The sequence below is a fragment of the Rhizobium sp. 862_C5_N1_2 genome (genome assembly GCF_051811205.1).
Taxonomy (GTDB): Bacteria; Pseudomonadota; Alphaproteobacteria; order Rhizobiales; family Rhizobiaceae; genus Rhizobium; species Rhizobium leguminosarum.
In genome coordinates this window covers 187,822-208,265 of record NZ_JBPWPT010000003.1, presented here as the reverse complement: position 1 = coordinate 208,265, position 20,444 = coordinate 187,822, and the positions used below count along the sequence as shown (strand labels likewise).

At 59.6% G+C, this 20,444-nt stretch carries 14 protein-coding genes and 2 pseudogenes; 11 read left to right on the top strand and 5 right to left on the bottom strand.

The features are described from left to right. Window positions 1-51 precede the first annotated feature (51 nt). Window positions 52-357, top strand: a complete 306-nt coding sequence (locus tag ACD590_RS30935) for a DUF982 domain-containing protein (RefSeq protein WP_018246404.1) — start codon at window positions 52-54, stop codon at window positions 355-357. Window positions 358-561: 204 nt separating this feature from the next. Further along, the gene (locus ACD590_RS30930; protein WP_018246403.1) at window positions 562-867 is read left to right on the top strand and encodes a hypothetical protein; all 306 of its coding nucleotides are present in this window, start codon (window positions 562-564) and stop codon (window positions 865-867) included. A 134-nt stretch (window positions 868-1,001) separates the two neighbouring features. Here ACD590_RS30930 and ACD590_RS30925 read toward each other — a convergent pair whose 3' ends face one another. After that, a complete protein-coding gene (locus ACD590_RS30925) occupies window positions 1,002-1,898 on the bottom strand; it encodes a GGDEF domain-containing protein (protein ID WP_018246402.1) in 897 nt (298 codons plus the stop codon). Between the two features lie 205 nt (window positions 1,899-2,103). Between ACD590_RS30925 and ACD590_RS30920 the strand changes: the two genes are divergently transcribed. Further along, on the top strand, window positions 2,104-2,538 hold the full coding sequence (locus ACD590_RS30920; protein WP_018246401.1) for a hypothetical protein: 435 nt from the start codon (window positions 2,104-2,106) through the stop codon (window positions 2,536-2,538). Window positions 2,539-3,151: 613 nt separating this feature from the next. Beyond that, window positions 3,152-3,391: pseudogene (locus ACD590_RS30915) on the top strand (amino acid ABC transporter ATP-binding protein); the annotation flags it as partial. A 211-nt stretch (window positions 3,392-3,602) separates the two neighbouring features. On the opposite strand, the gene ACD590_RS30910 reads toward ACD590_RS30915, so the two are convergent. The 4 genes from ACD590_RS30910 to ACD590_RS30895 form a co-directional block, all read right to left on the bottom strand. Further along, window positions 3,603-3,824, bottom strand: coding sequence for a hypothetical protein (locus tag ACD590_RS30910; RefSeq protein ID WP_130719118.1), 222 nt, complete (start codon window positions 3,822-3,824; stop codon window positions 3,603-3,605). Window positions 3,825-4,196: 372 nt separating this feature from the next. Then, the gene (locus tag ACD590_RS30905) at window positions 4,197-6,494 is read right to left on the bottom strand and encodes a PBP1A family penicillin-binding protein (RefSeq protein WP_018246398.1); all 2,298 of its coding nucleotides are present in this window, start codon (window positions 6,492-6,494) and stop codon (window positions 4,197-4,199) included. A gap of 356 nt (window positions 6,495-6,850) precedes the next feature. Continuing rightward, window positions 6,851-7,330: a hypothetical protein gene (locus ACD590_RS30900; protein WP_018517540.1), complete on the bottom strand. Its 480-nt coding sequence runs from the start codon at window positions 7,328-7,330 to the stop codon at window positions 6,851-6,853. Window positions 7,331-8,122: 792 nt separating this feature from the next. Next, window positions 8,123-8,518 carry a response regulator transcription factor gene (locus ACD590_RS30895; RefSeq protein ID WP_018246395.1) on the bottom strand — a complete coding sequence of 132 codons (396 nt, stop codon included), beginning with the start codon at window positions 8,516-8,518 and terminating at the stop codon, window positions 8,123-8,125. Window positions 8,519-9,100: 582 nt separating this feature from the next. Between ACD590_RS30895 and ACD590_RS30890 the strand changes: the two genes are divergently transcribed. From ACD590_RS30890 to tnpC, 7 genes and pseudogenes are all read left to right on the top strand, one after another. Beyond that, window positions 9,101-9,739: a response regulator transcription factor gene (locus ACD590_RS30890; RefSeq protein WP_018246394.1), complete on the top strand. Its 639-nt coding sequence runs from the start codon at window positions 9,101-9,103 to the stop codon at window positions 9,737-9,739. A 730-nt stretch (window positions 9,740-10,469) separates the two neighbouring features. Further along, window positions 10,470-16,001: an AAA family ATPase gene (locus ACD590_RS30885; protein ID WP_439004238.1), complete on the top strand. Its 5,532-nt coding sequence runs from the start codon at window positions 10,470-10,472 to the stop codon at window positions 15,999-16,001. 922 nt (window positions 16,002-16,923) lie between these two features. Next, complete coding sequence (locus tag ACD590_RS30880; protein WP_245268287.1) at window positions 16,924-17,148, top strand: hypothetical protein; 225 nt, start codon at window positions 16,924-16,926, stop codon at window positions 17,146-17,148. Between the two features lie 171 nt (window positions 17,149-17,319). Further along, window positions 17,320-17,577 carry a hypothetical protein gene (locus ACD590_RS30875; RefSeq protein ID WP_018246391.1) on the top strand — a complete coding sequence of 86 codons (258 nt, stop codon included), beginning with the start codon at window positions 17,320-17,322 and terminating at the stop codon, window positions 17,575-17,577. Window positions 17,578-17,993: 416 nt separating this feature from the next. Next, a complete protein-coding gene (locus ACD590_RS30870) occupies window positions 17,994-18,377 on the top strand; it encodes a transposase (protein WP_439003301.1) in 384 nt (127 codons plus the stop codon). After that, window positions 18,374-18,727, top strand: a complete 354-nt coding sequence (tnpB, locus tag ACD590_RS30865) for an IS66 family insertion sequence element accessory protein TnpB (RefSeq protein ID WP_439003302.1) — start codon at window positions 18,374-18,376, stop codon at window positions 18,725-18,727. The genes ACD590_RS30870 and tnpB overlap by 4 nt, the downstream gene beginning before the upstream one ends. Window positions 18,728-18,795: 68 nt before the next feature. Beyond that, window positions 18,796-20,211: pseudogene (tnpC, locus tag ACD590_RS30860) on the top strand (IS66 family transposase); the annotation flags it as partial. Between the last annotated feature and the right edge of the window lie 233 nt (window positions 20,212-20,444).

Genomic DNA, 20,444 nt, shown 5'->3' with positions numbered 1-20,444 from the left:
ATACCATCGCCCGGCATTGGTACTGGTCGCCAGGAGGAGTTTTCAGGCACAATGAGGTTCGATATGTCGAGAAACTTCCCAACGATAATTCTTGTTTTTGACGAAGGGAAAGATCGCAAGGTGATCGGCACCGCTCGCGAGGCTGCCCAGCTGTTGCTGAAGGAATGGCCCATTGACGATGGTGAAGAATTCTTCACGGCGGTGAGAACCTGTTTGGAGGTCCTTACCGGAGATACCGACCCCGAGAAATTGCATGAGGCGATCGTCCGCGCCGCATATGAAGCGGGTGTTGCTGCGATCACGACTGATAACAGCCTTGGTATTCTCAGGATCTATCCAGTCAGCCAGGTCAGATAGTTGACAGCCGTTCACGCGCTCAGCCCAATCCCGCTCCCATCGAGCCGCTGCGGCTATCGCCGTCGGCTCTACGAAGCTCTTACTGCGGAGCGAGCCGAAGAAGCTCTTTGGATCCGACAGGCGATCGGTTCAGTAAAGTTTCAATTGACCGTTTCCGATGGCGAGGCGACACTCGCAGCCTGCAGCGAGGCAGGAGGAGAAACGATGGACGACCTAGACCGCTGGCGCGACATGGCAAGTGCACCGAGAGACGGCAGCCGGATCCTCGTCACGATTCGCCAGTCCGAACAGGGACCGGCAGAAGTTGACCTCGCCTATTGGTCGAATGGCGATCAGTTCGGTGCAGAAGGCTGGCGCGCCTCTGATTCCTCGCCCGGGCACATCATCGAATATGCCGAGCCGGAATTGAAGTGTTGGATGCCGATGCCCTCGGCCAACCTCAATCGCACCTCGATGCCCTCCCCTTGGGAAGGCGACGATGACCAGGAGCTCTACGGGTCAGGGATTTAAGAAACCCGGCCGAATAAAAATGGTTCCTGCCGCCGCGAGAGGTCCAGATTGCCGTCCGCCACGACTGCGGCGCGCCACGAAGCCCCTGCTCTGGAACGGCACGCCAAATTGAGGTTCAACCTTAGCCAAGGCGCCTACGCTGCGCGCACCCTGTCCCGGCCGCTTAACTTGGCAGCATAGAGTGCTTGATCAGCGCGTCGATAAAGGTCCGACGCGCTCTCAGACGGGACACAAGTGGCGATGCCAGCAGAACAGGTGTAGCTGAAGTCGGGTGATTCAGGCAGAGGCCGGGAGAAGCGGATCACCGTCAGCATGCACTCGACCATGGCAATGGCATCTTCCGGCCCGGTTGCCGGCATCACGAGAAGGAACTCTTCTCCGCCGACCCGCCCAAAACAATCGTTGCGGCGAACATTCTGATGAATGCGATGAGCAAAATCGCGCAGGACGACATCCCCGGCGTGGTGACCAAGCCGATCATTGATGTGTTTGAAATTGTCGATGTCGAAGACGGCAAGACATCCGTTGTCTCCGTGCTGGGCGGTTGCCAGCATGTCGTCGACGCGGGCCATCACAAAGCGGCGGTTGGCGACACCGGTGAGTTCGTCAGTGTAAGACGCCTTGATCGCCTGATCGCGATCTTGCCTGACAGTTCTGCCATGCGCTCGCAAACTGGTGATGTCGCTCGCAATGCACAACATCCAACCGTTCTTCTGGACCGCCTCGGTCATCCAAAACCATCGGCCATCACACAGGTCCGTCTCGAAAGCTCGATAGCCGATCTTGCCACGGCGCGACTGTGTCGACCGCAGCCATTCGTCGAAATTGCTCGTTTGAATGACCGTGCCTCGCCGCAGCTCAAAATTGCGCCGCATGAGATCCGGCCAGAGTGGAGTTTCATCCGGCTCGATGAAATAAACCGAACGAAAGGCGCTGTTGGCGTATCGCAGCCGGTCATGACCATCGTAGACGGCAATCAGCGTTTCGGTGCGTGCGGAAAGGTGCAGAAGCTGTTCGAATATCTCGTCCATACCGAACCCTGTCTGGTTGCCTTGGTATGAGATGGCGCAGAAACCCTATGAGAAAAGAGCCCGTCAGCAAGCAGAAGGCGCCTCTAGTGATTACGGAAGCGTCAACGAGATGCCGTTTTCAATCGTGATTGGACATCTGCTGAGACCTGAGCGACGCTATTTTTGGGAGGCGGACCATCTATTTTTCCGGAGATAGGAGGCCGAGATGGAACAGTACGCACTCGATCAGTTGAAAACCATTGCAAAGGTCAGCACGACCTGCAAGCGCCTCGAAATGACGCGGCGCGAACGGCTTGAACGGTGGGCCGAAAGTCTCGAATGCAGCCCCAGACCGTTTCTTAAGACGCTTCACGAAACCGAATATCAGCCGATGGCCGATCGGCTTGCTCTCAGGGATGACGGCACGCCGATCTCCGTTGCATTCGCTGATCCCATTCTGCGCGCGGCAGGAATGGAAAATGACAGCTATGGAGAAGCAAAACGGTTCTTCGACCTCGGCGATGAGCAATTGCATGATCTTGTGTGCTTCTGCCATTTCGGTGAACGCGTCAGCGCAGCAGTCGTCGCTCGCCGTTTGCGGAAGATGTCAGGCTCCAAACCAAGTGGGTTTTTCGCTCAGCTTCGTGCGTTGTTTGCCTGATTGAGGCGAAAGGTCACCATCTGACGTGCTGGTCGGGGACGCATCGATCCCCGTCGCGGGTGGCACGCGCGACGCCCCAGGCCAGATCGGTCGGGTCGTTGCTCCTGCGGCGTCGACTGCCGCGGACATTTTGAGGGGCAGATTTCTGAAGCAGTTGGTTCCTGCTGGTCAACTGGCGGGTCCAGGTCTTTTGCGCTGGCCGACCACCACGCCCCCGAGGGATTTGGTTCAAGGCGTTCACCAGCAGCACCCACTATGTCAGCGTGCTGGGGAAAGATGCCTCGCCGCGCGACTATCCAGTCAGGTAGACGCTTGAAGAGGCCGTATCGCTCCTTACCGCCAGCTAACCACGCGCTTGCCATTGTAGGTGATTTAACGGAAAATCCTCGGCGTGGCCCTTGAGGCCTGGGCAGCCTGCCATGATCGGAGAACGCCGTGCCTCTGAAAAACATTTTGGCCGCAGCAGCAATCGTCTTCATGACACTCTCAGGATGCGCAACTAGTGGATCGTACAACACAACCTACGCACAGCCGCAGGGGATAGGCCCGGTTCGCGGGGAAATGGGCGGTTACTAGCCCATCCAAGGTGTTTCGACCGCTTGAGAAACACAGCCTGGCTGTTTACGACGAACCAACCTCGGTGCTCGATCCGATGACATGGTCGCTGTCCGCGGAAGAACGCATGACGGTGATGGTGGTGACCCACGAAATGGGCTTTGCCCGCGAGGGCGCGCAACGCGTGGTGTTCATGGATGCCGGCGCCATCGTCGAGAGCGGCGCGCCGGATGAATTCTTCGCCCACCCGAAAACGGACCGGTCGGGTCGTTGCTCCTGCGGCATCGACTATCGCTGACAGGCTGCTTCCTTGGGTCGAAGCCAACTTCGAGATCAATTGCCGGATCCTCCAGACGTGACCGGAGAAGGCCTCGTCTTTAGTCTCGAAGTGCTCCAGGCCTTTTTCGCCTTCACGCCTATAACCACCATCCTAGACATGGAATTCTCCACTAAAGATAATGGGATAAGTCGAGAGGCGTAGGTTCCGTGCGACAGTAGGGCTTTAAGCCTCAATATTGTCGAGCATCGAATTCTTCAATCGTTTCGGGGTCCTGCTTATATTCCCATTGCACACCGTTCAGCCGGCGCCAGATTTGTCCCGATGGGTTTCGGGCGGCGCCGTCGACGAGTGGCACCGGAAAGAGTGTCTCGTGCTTGTGCCAGAGTGTGACGTCAGTGACGTTGGCCTGCTTGGGCTTCCGGAACAGGTTGAAAAGGAGTGCGAAGTCCATTGGCCGATTTTTCTCCAATGGACTCAACTATAAGGACATTTTGGGTACTTTCAAGTACTATAATTTTGCGAACCCGACGGGCGAAAAATATCGGCACCATCACCAAGTACGCCAGCAATGCGAGATTCGGGTGCGTTCCAGTTTCTGTCGGGCTTCCTCGGCATCCGGAAAAATGAAGAACGAGGACCACCGATAGGTGAGCGGCATGGGGAAGCGTTCATACAGGGGTATCCGGTCACGAATCCGAAGGCGCTCACGGCAATCCGTGCTGGTGCCGACCAACTACGCTCGTGGCCACGAGCGGGGATTTGACCTTCATCCGCTGAACGGCGCCTCGGCGCCCGGAATCGTGCCGAACCCGACCGCGCCACGTCACTTTTCGCAGAGCCGTCGGCCGCCGGAATATGGCTGATAGGTACAATCGGACGGCCGGAAGGAGCGGTAACTGCGCGAGCAGGCGGTGATATTGCAGGACTGTGTTGCGCCTTGACCATCGCTTGCCGCTCCTGTCGATAGCACTCCATTCGGCGTAGGTTCGGCCGTCGCTTGGCGCATGAAGTCCCGCCAAATATGCGCTGGCAGCGCGCCGCCCGTCACCCCCTTCATCGGCGTGTCGTCATCATTGCCAACCCAGACACCGACGACCAGCGATTCCGTGAAGCCGACGAACCAGGCATCGCGATTGTTCTGGCTGGTGCCGGTCTTGCCGGCTGCAAACGAGCCGGGGTCTGCTCCACGCCCAGTGCCGCGCTCGACAACCAACTGCAGGAGCCCGACGAGATCGGACTGGTAAGGCGAAAGATCGACATTCGGCTTTGATTGTGAGCCAACTCGAAACAGGTTGGGCTGCCTTGCCGCTTGAAACTCGATGATGCCCCAGGGTTTAACAGGTGCCCTGCCGAGTTGGACAGACGCATAGGCGCTGGTGAGGTTAAGCAGATTTACTTCGGACGTCCCGAGCGCCAACGACGGCGTGCTGGCGAGGGGTGCATCGATGCCGAGTTCACGCGCTGCGGCAATCACATTGTCCAAGCCAACCTCTTCGGCAAGCGCCACCGAAGCGGCATTGAGTGATCGCGCGAACGCCTCGGCAAGCGTAACCCAACCGCGATAGTTGCCACCGGAGTTTTCTGGCGACCAACCGTCTATGTCAATTGGCGCGTCCAGAACCTGGTCGGACAAAGTCAGTCCAGCTTTCAATGCTGCGTAATAGACGAATAGCTTGAAGGTGGAACCCGGCTGGCGCATCGCAGTGACAGCGCGATTGAACTGGCTCGCCTTGTAGTCGCGCCCGCCAACCATGGCGACGACCGCGCCGTCCGGTGTCATAGCAACCAACGCGGCCTGCGATGCTCCGACAGTTGTTCCTTCACCGTCCAAGGCTCTTTTCACGACCCTTTCGGCGATTTGCTGCAACTGCGGCACCAGCGTGGTTCGCACCGTCGTCGAACCCGGCGAGGAGCCGGCGACTTCGCTCGCTTGCGGCGAAATCCAGTCGGCAAACCAGCTTCCCGAGCGCGGCGTCGGCGTCGTTGGATGCAGCTTGGCAAAGCTCGCCTTCGCCTCCGCTGCCTCTGGCATGGTGATCTTGTCGTTCGTCGCCATCGCGTCGAGAACGACCATGGTGCGCTGCCGGGCACCTTCGAAATTGTCGATGGGATTCCATTGACTTGGCGCCCGCAGCAATCCCGCCAGCATCGCCGACTCGGGCAGGTTAAGGGCGTCGATATCCTTGTTGAAATAAATCCGCGCGGCGGCAGGCATGCCGGTAGCGCCCGCGCCAAGATAGACGCTGTTAAGATAGCGCGTCAGGATTTCCCGCTTGCCGAGCTTCCACTCCAGCCAGACTGCGATCACAACCTCCTGTATCTTTCGCTTTATCGTTCGATCGCTGTCGAGGTATTGGAGCTTGATGAGTTGCTGGGTAATCGTGCTGCCGCCCTCCACCACCGAGCCAGCCTCCAAATTCCGGAGAAACGCCCTCCCGATCCCTCTTGGATCGACGCCGAAATGATCCATGAACCGGCGGTCCTCAATTGAAAGGACGGCATCGATTAGACGCGGTGGGAATTGGTGGTATTGCGCATATGGCCCTTGATACGGTCCCTGCCTTACGAGCGGCGCACCGTCGGCGGTTTCCAGCACAACGATAGGCTTTAACGTCCCGTCACGGATCTCGCTCCAGGGTACGTCCTTTAGTGCCCACACCAGCACGCTGCATACGAGGAGGCAGACTAGCAAGGCCGACCCCATAGCGAATTTCCACCAGTTCGCCGGAAGCCATCGGCGTCGGCGACTTTCGCGCGGCTTGGAACCCCGATCACGAATGCCGCGCCCGGCTTTGGCCAGAGCAGTCGTCATCCATTTGGCGGGAGCTGATATGGTTACCAGCCGCATCGACCTCCTTAGCTTCGTTCTCAAAAACGAAGCCATCGTCTTGGTCTTCGCCAAAGCAGAACTTGCCTTCAAATCGTGGCGCAGCGCACGTAATAGATTGCTCGCAGCCTTTCGAGTTTGCACGAAGGTTCCGTGGGGGAGTTGCGGGTTGTCGCCTTGGGTGATTCCTGGCGAATCCGAGGCGGCCGCTTGCGTCGCTGAATCTGCTGGCTGATTGCGACCCGTGCTCGAGTTGCCAACGCTTTCGCCTGAGGATTCGGGAGGATTAGGCATCGGTTACCGCTAAAAGGCCAACGTGGCATGAACTTTATAGCCGGGCGATGCCGAGTGTTCTACCGTAAAAGGTCCCATAGGCTTCTGTATGAAACCAAGCCGGCTCTCATTCGCGCGATCATCGCCACTGCCGACGTAACGCGTGCTCCGGTGAAGACTGTGGTCACTGAGAAGTCCGGCCTGTCTGAATGTGTTTGATTTCCTCGGCAGCGCCAAGGACGGCCATCAACCCCGCCCGATCCAACATACGAGTGCTAAACGAACCTGCCTCTTGCGCTCCAGTTCCCGTTCTGTCGCCGTCTGTGCGAGATCGAACACTTGTGAGACAACTGGGACGATTTTCGCCGATCCGCTGATCACTTCTCGCAAAGTTTGGCCAAGTTCTTCTCCAAACCTCGCCGCAGGGCGCCAGAGATTTCAGTCTCCAGTCCTTTGACGATGTCGCCGAACCGGCCACCGGTCTTCACGATCTCGATGGAGGTATCAGTCATTTTGCAGGTCGCCAGATCGACCTTCAGACGAACTGCGGCGGTCGCTGAAAACCCTCCTTCGACCAGCGCTTCGGCCGAGGTCTTGCAAGCAAGAGTGCCCCGGGCGCTCGCCTCCGCGGTGTCGCCATTCACCGACAATTCAAGGTTCTCGATCTTCACTGCATCGAGCTTGTCGATGCCGACCTCCACACTGATGCCGAATTTTGACACCTTGGCCTTCAAAGACCTGCATGGCTGCGCGTCTCCGATGGCCCTCTCCAAGGCATTCGGCGACTGGGCGTTGGCGAAGGAGCATGGCTGGAGGAGAAAGGCTCCTGCCGCCAGCAGGCCCAAACAGTTCCACATCGCTTTCTCCGATCTCACCGCGTTTTCCATGGATGCATCGTAACCGTATCCCGCTCCCACGTTGTTCTCGTCGCCGTGAACTGTGATCGACAATGCGTGGATGAGCAACGGGAGTTTCAGCGCTACCTCCCATGGCGCCATCTGATTGCTGCTTCCGTCCGATTGCTGGCGCCAAGTGGCAACTTTTTGGCAAAAGGCCGAAAGGCCAGGTCATCCGGAAGACTGGCGTTACGACGATCGTGCTCAAGGGTGACATGGTCGTTCCCGGCGACGGCATTCCCGTTCAACTGTTGGTCCTGCTCGAAGTCGTCTAGGGTCGGGCATCCCGAAAGTAATGCGCATCGACGTTCTAAAGGTGAGCGCCAGTTACTACAGATGATATGCTGGCCTTGTCACGCGGGCGGTAAACATGCACGCGGAAGGCCGCACAAGACAACAGGTCATCGATGCTGATGATCGAAAACTATCGGACCGGTTTGCCCTGGAATATCATGCGTCGACGCAAGCCCCTGGTGATGGGATTACGTCGCGTCCGATTTTCAGGAGAGTGGCTCTAGATTCGATGCGCCCCGACCCCTAGCGTGCCCGCGCCCGCCTAGTGGGTACCGTCCCCTCACCTGAGTTCCCTTCAACTGCTGCGGCGGATCGAAGCCCAGAGGTCGTGGTATCGTCGAAGCCGTCAATTGCGACAATCCGTTGAGGGCGGCATTGAGGCTTTGACGGACCGGCCGCGAGCCCCTTATACATCACGGCACGACGCATGTGAGGCTGTCCAGGACCCGGTGTGCGACCTCATGAACCGCTTTCCTCCCCGCTATTGAGAGCCAGCGCGGAACTGATGCAATCAAGCAAAACCTGTTCGCCAAACGGTTTTGTCAGGCAGCCGACGATGCCCGCGCCCAACGCAGACGCGCGTACGTTCTTTTCCGGAAAGGCGGTGATCAGAACAGTCGGAATGCTCTTGCCCAGCGCGACGAGCCGGCGATGCAGATCGAGCCCGCTCATTCCGGGCATATTGATGTCCGTCACGAGGCAGGCCGTGCGGCGGATATGAGGGAATCTCAAGAAATCATCCGCGGATGAAAAGGCTTCGGCATCAAATCCCATCGACCTCAAGAGCCCCTTGATAGCCTCCCGCATCGACTCGTCGTCGTCGACGATCGCAATCAGAGGTCTCTTGGTTGGCACTGCCGCCTCCCAACTTCGCCGATCAGCATCATGCCGAATTAGCGTTGTGGCGCGCTCGACTGGAAGATTTTAGTATTGAACGGCGACAAAGGCAGCGCAAGCTATACGATCGTATATATTATCTAAGACTTGTGGAGCGAGCTGGGTATCTGCCCAAAAAGCGCCCGTGCTCCGATTGGAATATTCCGGCGAAGGATTTCTTTTCGATTTTACGCAATGCATGCTCGATCACTCGACACAGCATCGAAAGTGCTTGAGGTTTTCTTGCCTCGTGCCGCCCGATACTTGCGGCACGCGTCCCTTGTGACGGTAGGCGCCGACCTTGTGGCATCGGCACGCCATGGCAGACTCCAGGACGTGCAAGCGCTTTTGGAGACCGCCCGCATCTAGCCTTGTGGCCGAGGTAATTATCGCGCATTCTGGTGTGCGAAGAAAAGCCGCTTCGGCACTAGCGAAGGAGAGAGGAGGAGTGTTCTCATCGCGTGACTGGCGCTGCGCTGGTTGGGCTTTGCCCGATGCTGCTGCGGTGGGGGTGGACAGAATAAATCCCAAGACGTCGATTCACTTTGAGGGCCCTGACGATTGACCGAGGCGCCAGCAACCATCATTGTCATCGATGATGACCCGGAAATCCGCGAGGCGCTTGGCAGTCTGCTGCGTTCCGTCGGCTTTGCCGTCAATCTCCTTGCTTCGGTGGGCGACTTCCTCAGGTCTGAGCGACCCGACGGACCGACCTGTCTCGTGCTCGATGTCCGGCTTCCGGGGCAAAGCGGTCTTGATTTTCAGCTCGAGCTGTCGCGAGAAAATATTCAGCTGCCGATCGTCTTCATCACCGGGCACGGCGACATTCCCATGTCCGTCCAGGCGATGAAAGGGGGCGCGGTCGAGTTCCTGACGAAACCGTTCCGAGACCAGGACTTGCTCGACGCCGTTAACGTCGGCTTGGCGCGCGACCGCGTGTGGCTTGAAAATGAAAAGGCATTGGCGACGGTGCGCGCGCGTTTCGATAGCCTGACCCCGCGGGAGCGCGAGGTGATGGCTTTGGTGGTGACCGGAAGGCCAAACAAGCAGATTGCCGGCGATCTAGGCGTGAGCGAGATTACAGTGAAGGTTCACCGCAGCCAGGTCATGCAGAAGATGGGCACCAGATCCCTGCCCGAACTCGCGCGTATGGCTGATAAGCTGATGCTCGCTCCGGGAAAGCCGCAAACGCACTCATAAAGGCCCTGGCCGCGCGTATAGGTCACCCCCACCTCATTGGTTATCGATCCTTCCTGATGGCCAATAGCCCAGGCGGGAGCCCTGCTCTATTGTGCGCGTTCCTTTCCTCCCATCCTCCCAGGCCGGATCGCCACCGATCGGCCCGCCTTGGCCTCCCACCCCCGCGGGAGGCTTCTTTTTGGCCTCAGCCCGGCAAGACACTTTCGACTCCACCGAATCGCAACCGACGGCACGACTGGGGCCCAGGACGACTTCGCCGACATGACTCGCTGAGCAGAAGTTCGCTGATGGGTATCGGTGCCGGTATTCCAAAGTATCGCGAAGGCGAAACCACAGTATAATTTCCCGTCGTCCCTTCCGTCGCTAGACTCTATCCGTTGCCTCCGGAGACAGGTAGCGAATCCCCCCGTTGCTACCCACCAAGCTTCGGCGCTCCTTCATCCGAAGCTCTGCGGGTCCATGACCCGCCCGACCGCCCAGCAGCCGCTGGGCGGTCTTTCGTAGAGGCGGACCACGCATCGAACGGGCGGGTGGCCGCTCGTTGTTGGGACGAACAGGCGAGATGTGGTAAGAAGATGGCGAAGTGGTCGCGGTCGTCATATGTGCTCGCTTTGGCCAATTTGACGGGACGGATCTCCGAAACGAAAATGGCAGTGCCAGATCCGACAGGCGAGATGCCGAAGTCGGCAAGCAGGCACATCCTCTTGCTTCGGCGTTGGTGGAGATGAGTTTGGAGGTTCTTTGGGAGGACGGTGATCGCGTGTTCCGGCGGGAACGGCGCCTAGGTGCCGACGGCAAGTGGAACCCGGTACTGGTCGTGCTTTCGGCCCTCGAGTACCCGACACCTTCGAGCCTCGGCCGCCTCGACCATGAATATGGCTTGAAGGACGAGCTTGATTCTGCATGGGCGGTGCGACCGCTTGAGTTGGTGCGCGAAGGCGGCCAGACGATGCTGGTGCTTGAAGATCCGGGCGGCGAGCCGCTCGCCCGGCGGCTCGGAACGGCGATGGAACCGGAGCTTTTCTTGCGCCTCGCGATCGGCATCGCCGCCGCGCTGGGCAAGGTCCACCAGCGCGGTCTCGTCCACAAGGACATCAAACCGGCCAATATCCTGGTAACGGGCACGGGCGCCGAGGTGCGGCTAACCGGCTTCGGGATCGCCTCGCGCCTCTCCCGCGAGCGCCAGGCCCTCGAGCCGCCCGAAGTGGTCGCCGGAACGCTTGCCTACATGGCCCCCGAACAGACCGGGCGCATGAACCGCTCGATCGATTCCCGCAGCGACCTTTATGCGCTCGGCGTGACCCTTTACGAAATGCTTACCGGGAGCCTGCCCTTTTCCGCCTCCGACCCAATGGAATGGGTGCATTGCCACATCGCACGGCAACCGACGCCGCCCAACGAGCGGGCGGTGGATGTTTCACCGGCGGTATCGGCCATCGTCATGAAGCTGCTCGCCAAGACGGCCGAGGAACGATACCAGACGGCAGCCGGCGTCGAGCACGATCTGAGGCGCTGTCTCAGCCAATGGGAAATGCGGTGCCCGACCGACGCATTCCCGCTCGGTGAACGCGATATCCCGGACCGCCTGCGGATTCCCGAGAAGCTGTACGGGCGGGACCACGAGGTCGAGACCTTGCTCACTGCCTTCGACCGCGTGGTGTTGAGCGGGGCGCCGGAGTTGGTCTTGATCTCTGGCTATTCCGGCATCGGCAAGTCGGCGGTGGTCAATGAACTCCACAAAGTTCTGGTGCCGCCGCGCGGCCTGTTTGCGTCCGGCAAGTTCGATCAGTACAAGCGCGACATTCCGTATGCGACCCTGGCACAGGCTTTTCAGAGCCTTATCCGGGGGCTTCTCGCGAAGAGCGACGCTGATTTGGCACTCTGGCGCGAGACCCTGAGAGAGACGCTGGGGCCGAACGGACGGCTGATGGTCGATCTCGTCCCCGAACTGAAGCTTATCATCGGCGACCAGCCGCCGGTGGCTGAACTTCCGGCACCGGACGCGCAACGGCGGTTCGAGCTGGTATTCCGCCGTTTCATTGGTGTCTTCGCCCAGCCCGAGCATCCGCTGGCACTGTTCCTGGATGACCTGCAGTGGCTTGACACGGCGACACTCGATCTGCTGGAAGACCTCCTGACGCGGTCGGATCTGCGACACCTGATGCTGGTTGGTGCCTATCGCGACAACGAAGTAAGCGCCACCCATCCGCTGATGCGGACACTTCGCGCGATCCAAAGCGCCGGCGGCAATGTCGCGGAGATCACGCTTGCGCCGCTTACAAAAGGCCATCTCCGGCAGTTGATCGCGGATGCGCTCCACTGTCAGCCCGATCGTGCGGCCCCGCTCGCACAAATGATGCACGACAAGACTGGCGGCAATCCGTTCTTCGTCCGTCAGTTTCTATTTTCGCTCGCCGAGGAGGGAATGCTCACCTTCGATCATGACGCGGCATGCTGGTCCTGGGATCTCGGTCGCATTCACGCCAAGGGATACACCGACAACGTCGTGCACCTCATGGTCGGCAAGCTCGCGCGCCAGCCGCTCGAAACGCGGGAAGCGTTGCAGCAGTTCGCCTGTCTTGGAAACATCGCTGATACCACGATGCTTTCACTCATCCTCGGGATCCCGGAGGAGCAAGTCGCCGGGGCCTTATGGCCCGCCGTCGCTCATGAGCTGCTCGAGCGGCTGCCAGACGCATACCGGTTCGTCCACGATCGCGTTCAGGAAGCGGCCTATTCGCTGATCCCGGAGGAGCGACGCGGCGAGTTGCACCTTCGCATAGGGAGACTGCTTGCGGCGAACACCGCGCCGGAGTTGATTGACGATTATGTCTTCGAGATTGTCAGCCAGCTCAATCGGGGAGCCGCGCTGATCACGTCGACCGAGGAGCGCGAGCAACTGGCCGAGTTCAATCTGCTGGCTGGCAAGCGCGCCGAGGCGTCGACGGCATACGCCTCGGCGCTCAACTACTTTGTCGCCGGCACGGCGCTGCTGCCGGAAGACGCGTGGGAGCGCCAGCGCCAGCTGACCTTCGCGCTTGAGCTGAACCGAGCCGAATGCGAGTTCCACCTGGGCGCGCTGCCGGACGCGGAGGAGCGGTTGGCTCGGCTTTCCAATCGTGCTGTCTGCTCCGACGACCAGGCTGCTGTCGCCTGCCTGCGCATCGATCTCTATGCCGCGCTCGGTCAGACCAGTCGTTCCGCCGCGGTCGGTCTCGACTACCTGAGGCAGCATCTCGGCGTTGACTGGTCGCCGCATCCGGCCGACGAGGAGGTGCAACGAGAATACGACCGGATATGGTCGGGGCTCGGGAGCCACGCGATCGAGGAACTCATTGACCTGCCGCTGATGAGCGACCCAGCGTCCTCCGCGACACTGGATATTCTCACGCGGCTCGTTGGGGCGGTATGGCACACGGATGCGAATCTGGCATGCATGGCAATCTGCCTAGCTGTGAACGTGAGCCTCGAGCGAGGCAACAGTGACGGCTCCTGCTACCATTATGTGTCGCTTGGCTATATTGCCGGGCCGCGCTTCGGCGACTATGAGGCCGGATTCCGGTTTGGTCAGCTAGGCTGCCATCTGGTCGAAACGCACGACCTGAATCGCTTTCAGGCCAGGACTTACAAAGACTTCGGGGCCCACGTCATACCGTGGACGAGACATGTCCGAATCGGCCGCGACATCTTGCTGCGAGCGCTTGACATCGCCAACCAGAGCGGCGACCTCACGTTTGCCGGATACAGCCATGTCAGCTTGAACTCGAATCTGCTGGCGGCTGGCGATCCGCTTATCGACGTGCACCGCCAAGCGGAGGTTGGCCTCGCGTTCGCGCGGGAGGTGCGGTTCCAGTTCGTTGTGGACCTCGCCAGCGCGCAGCTCGGACTCGTCCGGACACTGCGGGGGTTGACCCGGAAATTCGGCTCCTTTGATGACGACGGTTTTGACGAAGTTGAGATCGAGCGCCGGTTTTCCGAAAATCCGAATCTCGCGGAAATCTGCTACTTTGTCAGAAAACTGCAGGCGCGGTTCTTTGCGGGCGACCATGAGGCGGCCGTGGATGCGTCATTGAGGGCGCAGAGACTGCCGTGGACATCGGTGGCGCATTTTGAGGAAACGCCGGAGCATCATTTCTACGGCGCCTTGGCCCGCGCCGCATGCTGCGACTCGACCGCGGCCGACCAGCGGGCGCGGCATACGGAGGCTCTGGTCGCCCACCACCGACAGCTTGAAATCTATGCGAAGAATTGCCCGGAGAACTTCGAGAACCGAGCAGCGCTCGTCGGCGCCGAGATAGCGCGCCTTGAAGGCCGCGAAATCGACGCGGCGCGCCTTTACGAACATGCGATCCGCTCGGCGCGCGCAAACGGCTTCGTTCATCATGAAGCCCTCGCATATGAACTCGCCGCCCGCTTTTATGCGCGGGGAGGTTTCGAGGACTTCGCTCGTCTTTATCTCCGCAACGCGCGTGGCTGCTATCTGCGCTGGGGTGCCGACGGCAAGGTGCGACAACTCGACCAACTCTATCCCGACCTGAGAGGGGAAGAACGTGCTCCCGCTCCAACGAGCACCATTGGTGCACCGGTCGAACAACTCGATCTCGCTACCGTTATCAAAATCTCGCAAGCCGTGTCGGGAGAGATTGTTCTTCAAAAGCTGATCGACACGATCTTGCGGACCGCCGTTGAGCAGGCGGGCGCCGAGCGCGGCCTGTTGATCCTGCCGCGTGGGGGTGAGTCACGGATCACGGCGGAGGCCACGACGGGCGGCGAAACGGTCGTGGTGCGGATGAGTGACGAGATCGTGACTGGGACAACCCTGCCGCAATCCCTCCTTCATTATGTCTTGCGCACAAACGAAAGCGTTGTTCTCGACGACGCCATGGCTCAGAATCCATTTTCCACGGACCCCTACATTTGTCGGCACCGGGCTCGTTCCATTCTCTGTGTTCCGTTGCTCAATCAGGGCCAACCTGCCGGGGTACTCTATCTTGAGAACAACCTCGCCCCCAGGGTCTTCGCGCCGGCCCGGATCGTGGTGCTGAAGCTGCTCGCATCTCAGGCAGCGATCTCACTGGAGAATACCCGGTTGTACCGCGATCTCGCTGAACGCGAAGCCAAGATCCGTCGCCTCGTCAAGGCCAACATCATCGGGATCGTCATCTGGAATATCGAAGGTCGCATTCTGGAGGCCAACGACGCGTTCCTCCGCATGGTGGGATACGACCGAGAGGATCTTGCCTCGGGTCGGCTTTGCTGGACGGACCTGACACCGGCCGAATGGCGCGACCGCGATGAACGGACCGTCGCGGAGTTGAAGATGATCGGGTCGGTCCAACCCTTCGAGAAGGAGTACTTTCGGAAAGATGGCAGCCGTCTGCCCGTGCTGATGGGCGGTGCTCTCCTAGAAGAAAGCAGGAACGAAGGTGTTTCTTTCGTCCTCGATTTGACGGAGCGCCGTCAGGCCGAAGAGGCGTTACGGGAGAGCGAGGAGGCCTTGCGCGAAGCGCTGGGGCAACTTGCCCACGCAAACCGCGTCGCCACGATGGGGCAGCTCACAGCCTCCATCGCCCATGAAGTCAATCAGCCGCTCGCCGCGTCGCTCACCAACGCCCAGGCGGCCTTGCGCTGGCTCGGTAACCGTCCGCCGAATCTGGAGGAGGTGACTCAGGCGCTCGGCCGGATTGTCGAGAACGCCAATCGAGCCGGCGATGTCATTGGCCGGATCCGTGCCTTGATCAAGAAGGAACCCCCTCGCAAGGGGCAATTCGACCTCAACGAGGCCATTCGTCACGTGATTGCCTTGACCGGCAGTGAAGTGCTCCGGCAAGGCGTCACGCTGCGGACCCAATTCGCGAGGAGCCTCCCTTCGGTGGAAGGGGATCGTGTCCAGTTGCAACAGGTGATCCTAAACCTCATCATGAACGCCATCGAGGCGATGAACGGCGTTAATGAGGAAGAGCGCGAGTTGCTGATCAGCACCGGGACAGGCTCGGGAGGCGTGGTCGTCAGGGTGCGCGACTCGGGTCCAGGCCTGGACCCGCAAAGCATGGACCGCATTTTCGAGGCTTTCTACACGACCAAATCCAGTGGCATGGGTATGGGCCTGGCGATCTCCCGTTCGATCATCGAGGCTCACGGGGGCCAGATGTGGGCCACCGCTAATGACCCTCGTGGGGCAGTGTTTCTGTTCACCCTGCCTCTAGAACGAGACGAAATCCACACAACGCATGCCGACCAAATCACAATGCCGGGAAAATAGGACCAACAACTGGCTGAAGCTTTCGCAGCCAGTGCTGCTCTCGGCGAAGTGTGAAGGCGTCGGCGGGCCTCTCTTCTCCATCGCGAGACGACCGAGGTGCCGCTGAAACTGAATTCACCTTCATGACGCGGTCAGCGGGCGAATGGAGGCAGCAGTGGAGAAAGCAACAAGCGCATCGCAAGGGGCGAAATCGTGCCACGGGAAGCTGGACGCGATGAGCAGCACTACCATGTCCGCACCAGCTAAACGGTGCTTCGCCCCAAGTTCGATGATCCAGGTGCGGACCAAGAAACCCTATCGAAGACGCAGATCGTTTGGCTTAATGCATAATCACGGAACTCACTGAAGGGCAAAGATCCTCGAAGTCCTCCACAAGACGGAAAAGCCCGAAGGAGTAGCACAAGAGACCGAACCGCGTCCCGGTCACAAACAAGGTAAAAGCAGATCTCCCGGCGCGCAAAGCTTGTCCCCAGGGAGGCGTGATTGTTTCGCATGGCATGACGGAAAACATCATCAAATGAGCCCCAAAGGCCGTATTCGGCCATGATGAACCATCTGGCGGCATGTGGAGCGGAGAGCCCGGAGCCCAGGGCCAAGCTTTCCCATATGCGCTGGGAAACAAGGTCAACGGGACCAGATCGATTTCGATTCGGTTGAGTTCATGTGTCATGGCGTCAATCCTTGGAAGGAACGCGAAAGAACGAAGAGGCAAACGGTGCGACCCGTAGGCTCCCCGGCCACCTTGTGTGGTGAAACCGTCGTCCCGACTGATCTTGATGCAGGTACTACCCCCGCTGCGTGATGAACTCCCGTGTGAGTCTGATCACATAGCCGCGCGGAAGAAATGTACCCTGACCGTAGCAGGACGCTGCCCGACCCGCCATTGATCTGGAGGAAGGATCGGGGTAGCGAACAGGAGGGGATGACTTATACGGAGGTTTACGAGTCCTTGATCGAAGTCGGCAAGCCGCGTGATGTCTCCGGTGGAAAGTCGACCATCACCCGCGTCGCGATGAGGTGCCCTCGGCTGGAATGGACGACCATGACGCCGATATCGCGCTCGTTTTCCGAGGGCTTCATGCTTGAAAACGAGTGGCCGAGCCTGGCATGGCTCCCTAGCGCCCGCCTGTTTGCTGCGGTCGTATAATTTCCGCATACACAAGTATGATGGTGGACCTGTACACTTTGTTTTAACGTTTGCTCATAAGTGCCGGCTTCGCCAAGCTGCTCATCCTCGCACCGGCTTCGCTGGCCATTCACTGTACGTTGGAGCCATGGGGAGTTTTCAGGTTCCAAAACCGTTAGGGAAGGACGCAGAATGCCGACGGTATCTCCGACTCCGATCACGCCCCCAGACGAGCACGTTGTGACAGCCCGCGAGGCGCTTGAGCCCCTCTACGAAAGACTGGAGCTTCACACCGAATCCACCTTGCTTTCGGCGGCAATGGCCGCCGGATGGCCAGCCGAGGAAGCAATGAGGGCGCTGGCTGCCCTTAGATTGCAAGACGCGCTCAATATTCTTTGCCGAGCGAATTCAAGTCCAAGCATATCGATGCACGGCCAAACGGCTGAATGAAATGGCAGTCTACGCGAAGTTCCAAGGGAATTGATCCAACGGGGATATCCAGCAGCACGATCAACGAAGTCTGCGTCAATGGAAACGCCCTCAAGCAATTGAATTTTGGAAGAAGATGTCGCCATGGCTGCCCAACGCTGCCCGGCGCGCTCTCTGACGATCGCCGAGACGATGTCTAGTTCCTGAGATCAAGGAATTCGTGGAATTCAACGGGCTGTGCGACACAGGCGTTCAAGCGGAGCTTCTAGCTTCCGCGGCGGCTCGGTCACAGGGTGATCGAAACAACGCAGGCCCGCCAGCACGTCCAATTTGACCTCAAGGAAGTGGTACAACGTAACCGGTGTTCCGATCCCACATTGTCCTCGCCGCCCTGATCTGTGATCGCCTTTCCATGGACGAGCAACGGGAGTTTCTCCATGGAGAGTACATTGGAGTTTCTCACAACCAGGAAGTCTGGACGTGAGGTTCATCGGCATTGGCCTGATGAGGTCAAAGCGCAGATCGTGTCTGAGAGCCTTCGGCCCGGTGCGAAGGTGAATGAGGTCGCTGAACGCTTTGGATTGCGGGCGAACCGCCTTTCGACTTGGCGGACGATGGCGCGGCAGGGCAAGCTTGTTCTGCCTGCACCCGAGAATGCCGTGGAGTTCGCAGCGGTAGTCGTCGATCCACCCGTTTTGGAGCCGCTGATCAAAACTAGCCGCCCCGAGATCATCGTCGGTTCGGTCACGATCCGCCTGGAAGAGGGCGCGTCTGCCGCCCGCATCGCTGCTGTCGCGCGTGCCTGCGCGGTTCCGGCATGATCCTTCCATCGAACCGGGTTCGGATCATGGTGGCGACCAAACCGGTCGACTTCCGCAAGGGCCACGATGGCCTGGCGGCGCTAGTCAAGAACGAGCTGCACAAGGACCCTTTTACAGGGACGGTCTTCGTATTCCGCTCGCGCAAGGCGGATCGCCTGAAGCTGATCTACTGGGATGGCAGCGGGCTGGTGATGGCCTACAAGCGGCTGGAGGAGCACACGTTCACCTGGCCGGGCATCAAAGATGGCCTGATGACGTTGGGCCATGCTCAGTTCGAGGCGCTGTTTGCAGGCCTCGACTGGCGTCGTATCCGTTCCGTGGAGGCAAGAGCGCCGGATGCCATCGAATAGATGCGGCACGATGACTCGGGCGGTAAATTCCAACGGCGAAGCGACGCTAGCTTTGATAGACTTCGGCCATGTTGGACGCCGCCGATCTTCCCGACGATATTGCTGCGCTAAAGGCGATGCTGATCGCGGCGCAAGCGCGGGAAGTTCGCAAGGATGACCGGATCGAACGGCTGGAGAAGCTGGTCGCCGCTTTCAAGCAAGCTGCCTTCGGTCGCAAGTCCGAGAAGGCCGATCCCGAGCAATTCGACCTCGCACTCGAAGACCTGGAAACAGCCATAGCGGCCATCCATGCCGAAGATGAAGCCGATAGCCCTTCTGGGAAGCCGCACCCCAAACCCCGCGCCATCAATCGCGGTTCTCTGCCCGCCCACCTTCCTCGCGTCGAGGAGATCATCAAGCCGGAAAACCTGATCTGCGCTTGCGGCGGAGGCTTGCATTGCATCGGCGAGGACGTCTCCGAGCGGCTGGATGTCATTCCGGCGCAGTTCCGTGTCGTCGTCACCCGTCGCCCCAAATATGCCTGCCGTTCTTGCACCGACGGCGTTACTCAGGCTCCAGCGACTGCACGACTGATCCTGGCCGGGTTGCCCACGGAGGCAACCATTGCTCATGTGCTTGTGTCCAAATATGCCGATCATCTGCCGCTTTACCGTCAGGCCCAGATCATGAGCCGCCAAGGCATTGATCTTGATCGATCCACTCTGGCAGATTGGGTGGGTCGCGCTGCTTTCGAACTGCGCCCGGTCTTCAACGCTCTGATCGCCGATCTGAAGCGATCGACAAAGCTGTTCATGGACGAGACCCGTGCGCCGGTGCTCGATCCCGGCTCCCGTAAAATCAAGACCGGATACTTCTGGGCTCTGGCCCGTGATGACCGACCGTGGGGCGGAGGTGCGCCGCCGGGGGTGGCCTTCACCTATGCACCCGGTCGCGGCGGGTTACATGCCGAGCGGATATTACAAGGGTTCACGGGCGTCCTTCAGGTGGACGGCTATGCCGGATATAATCGGCTGATCGCACCGGACCGTGTCGGTCCCGACATCCGGCTAGCCTATTGTTGGGCGCATGCCCGGCGTAAGCTGGTCGAGATCACCCGCAACGGCTCGGCACCGATTGCCGTGGAAGGCGTGAAGCGGATCGGCGAACTCTATCGCATGGAAGACGAGCTGCGGGGTCTTTCCCCAGAGGCTCGCCTAGCCGGGCGGCAGGAACGATCAGCGCCATTGATCGCCGACATGCGGATGTGGCTGACGCAGCATCGCGCCCGCGTCGCTGGCAAGTCGCCGCTTGGCGAAGCTCTGGCCTATATCGCCAAATACTGGGACGGTCTTTGTGTTTTCCTGACCGACGGCCGCATCGAGATCGACAACAACACCGTCGAGAGAACCATCCGACCGATAGCATTAAATCGGAAGAACGCTCTCTTCGCCGGGCACGATGCAGGAGCGGAGAACTGGGCGACCATTGCCTCGCTGATAGAAACTGCCTTATGCCGCGCGCGGCATAAGGCGGTTTATGCCGACCGGCGAACTATGCCGATTAATCAACTTTTTGCCAACGTTTCCAGCACCATAGCGGCCGCCTAGTCGGCATAGCTTAGGGTCTCTCCGTCGCAATTGTCGCGAAGGAGAGGACACATGAACGCAACTGACTATTTGAATCGCAGCGCCCTATACCGGAAGCTGGTCTACGGTCCGTATCGGGAGTTTGCGGGCGT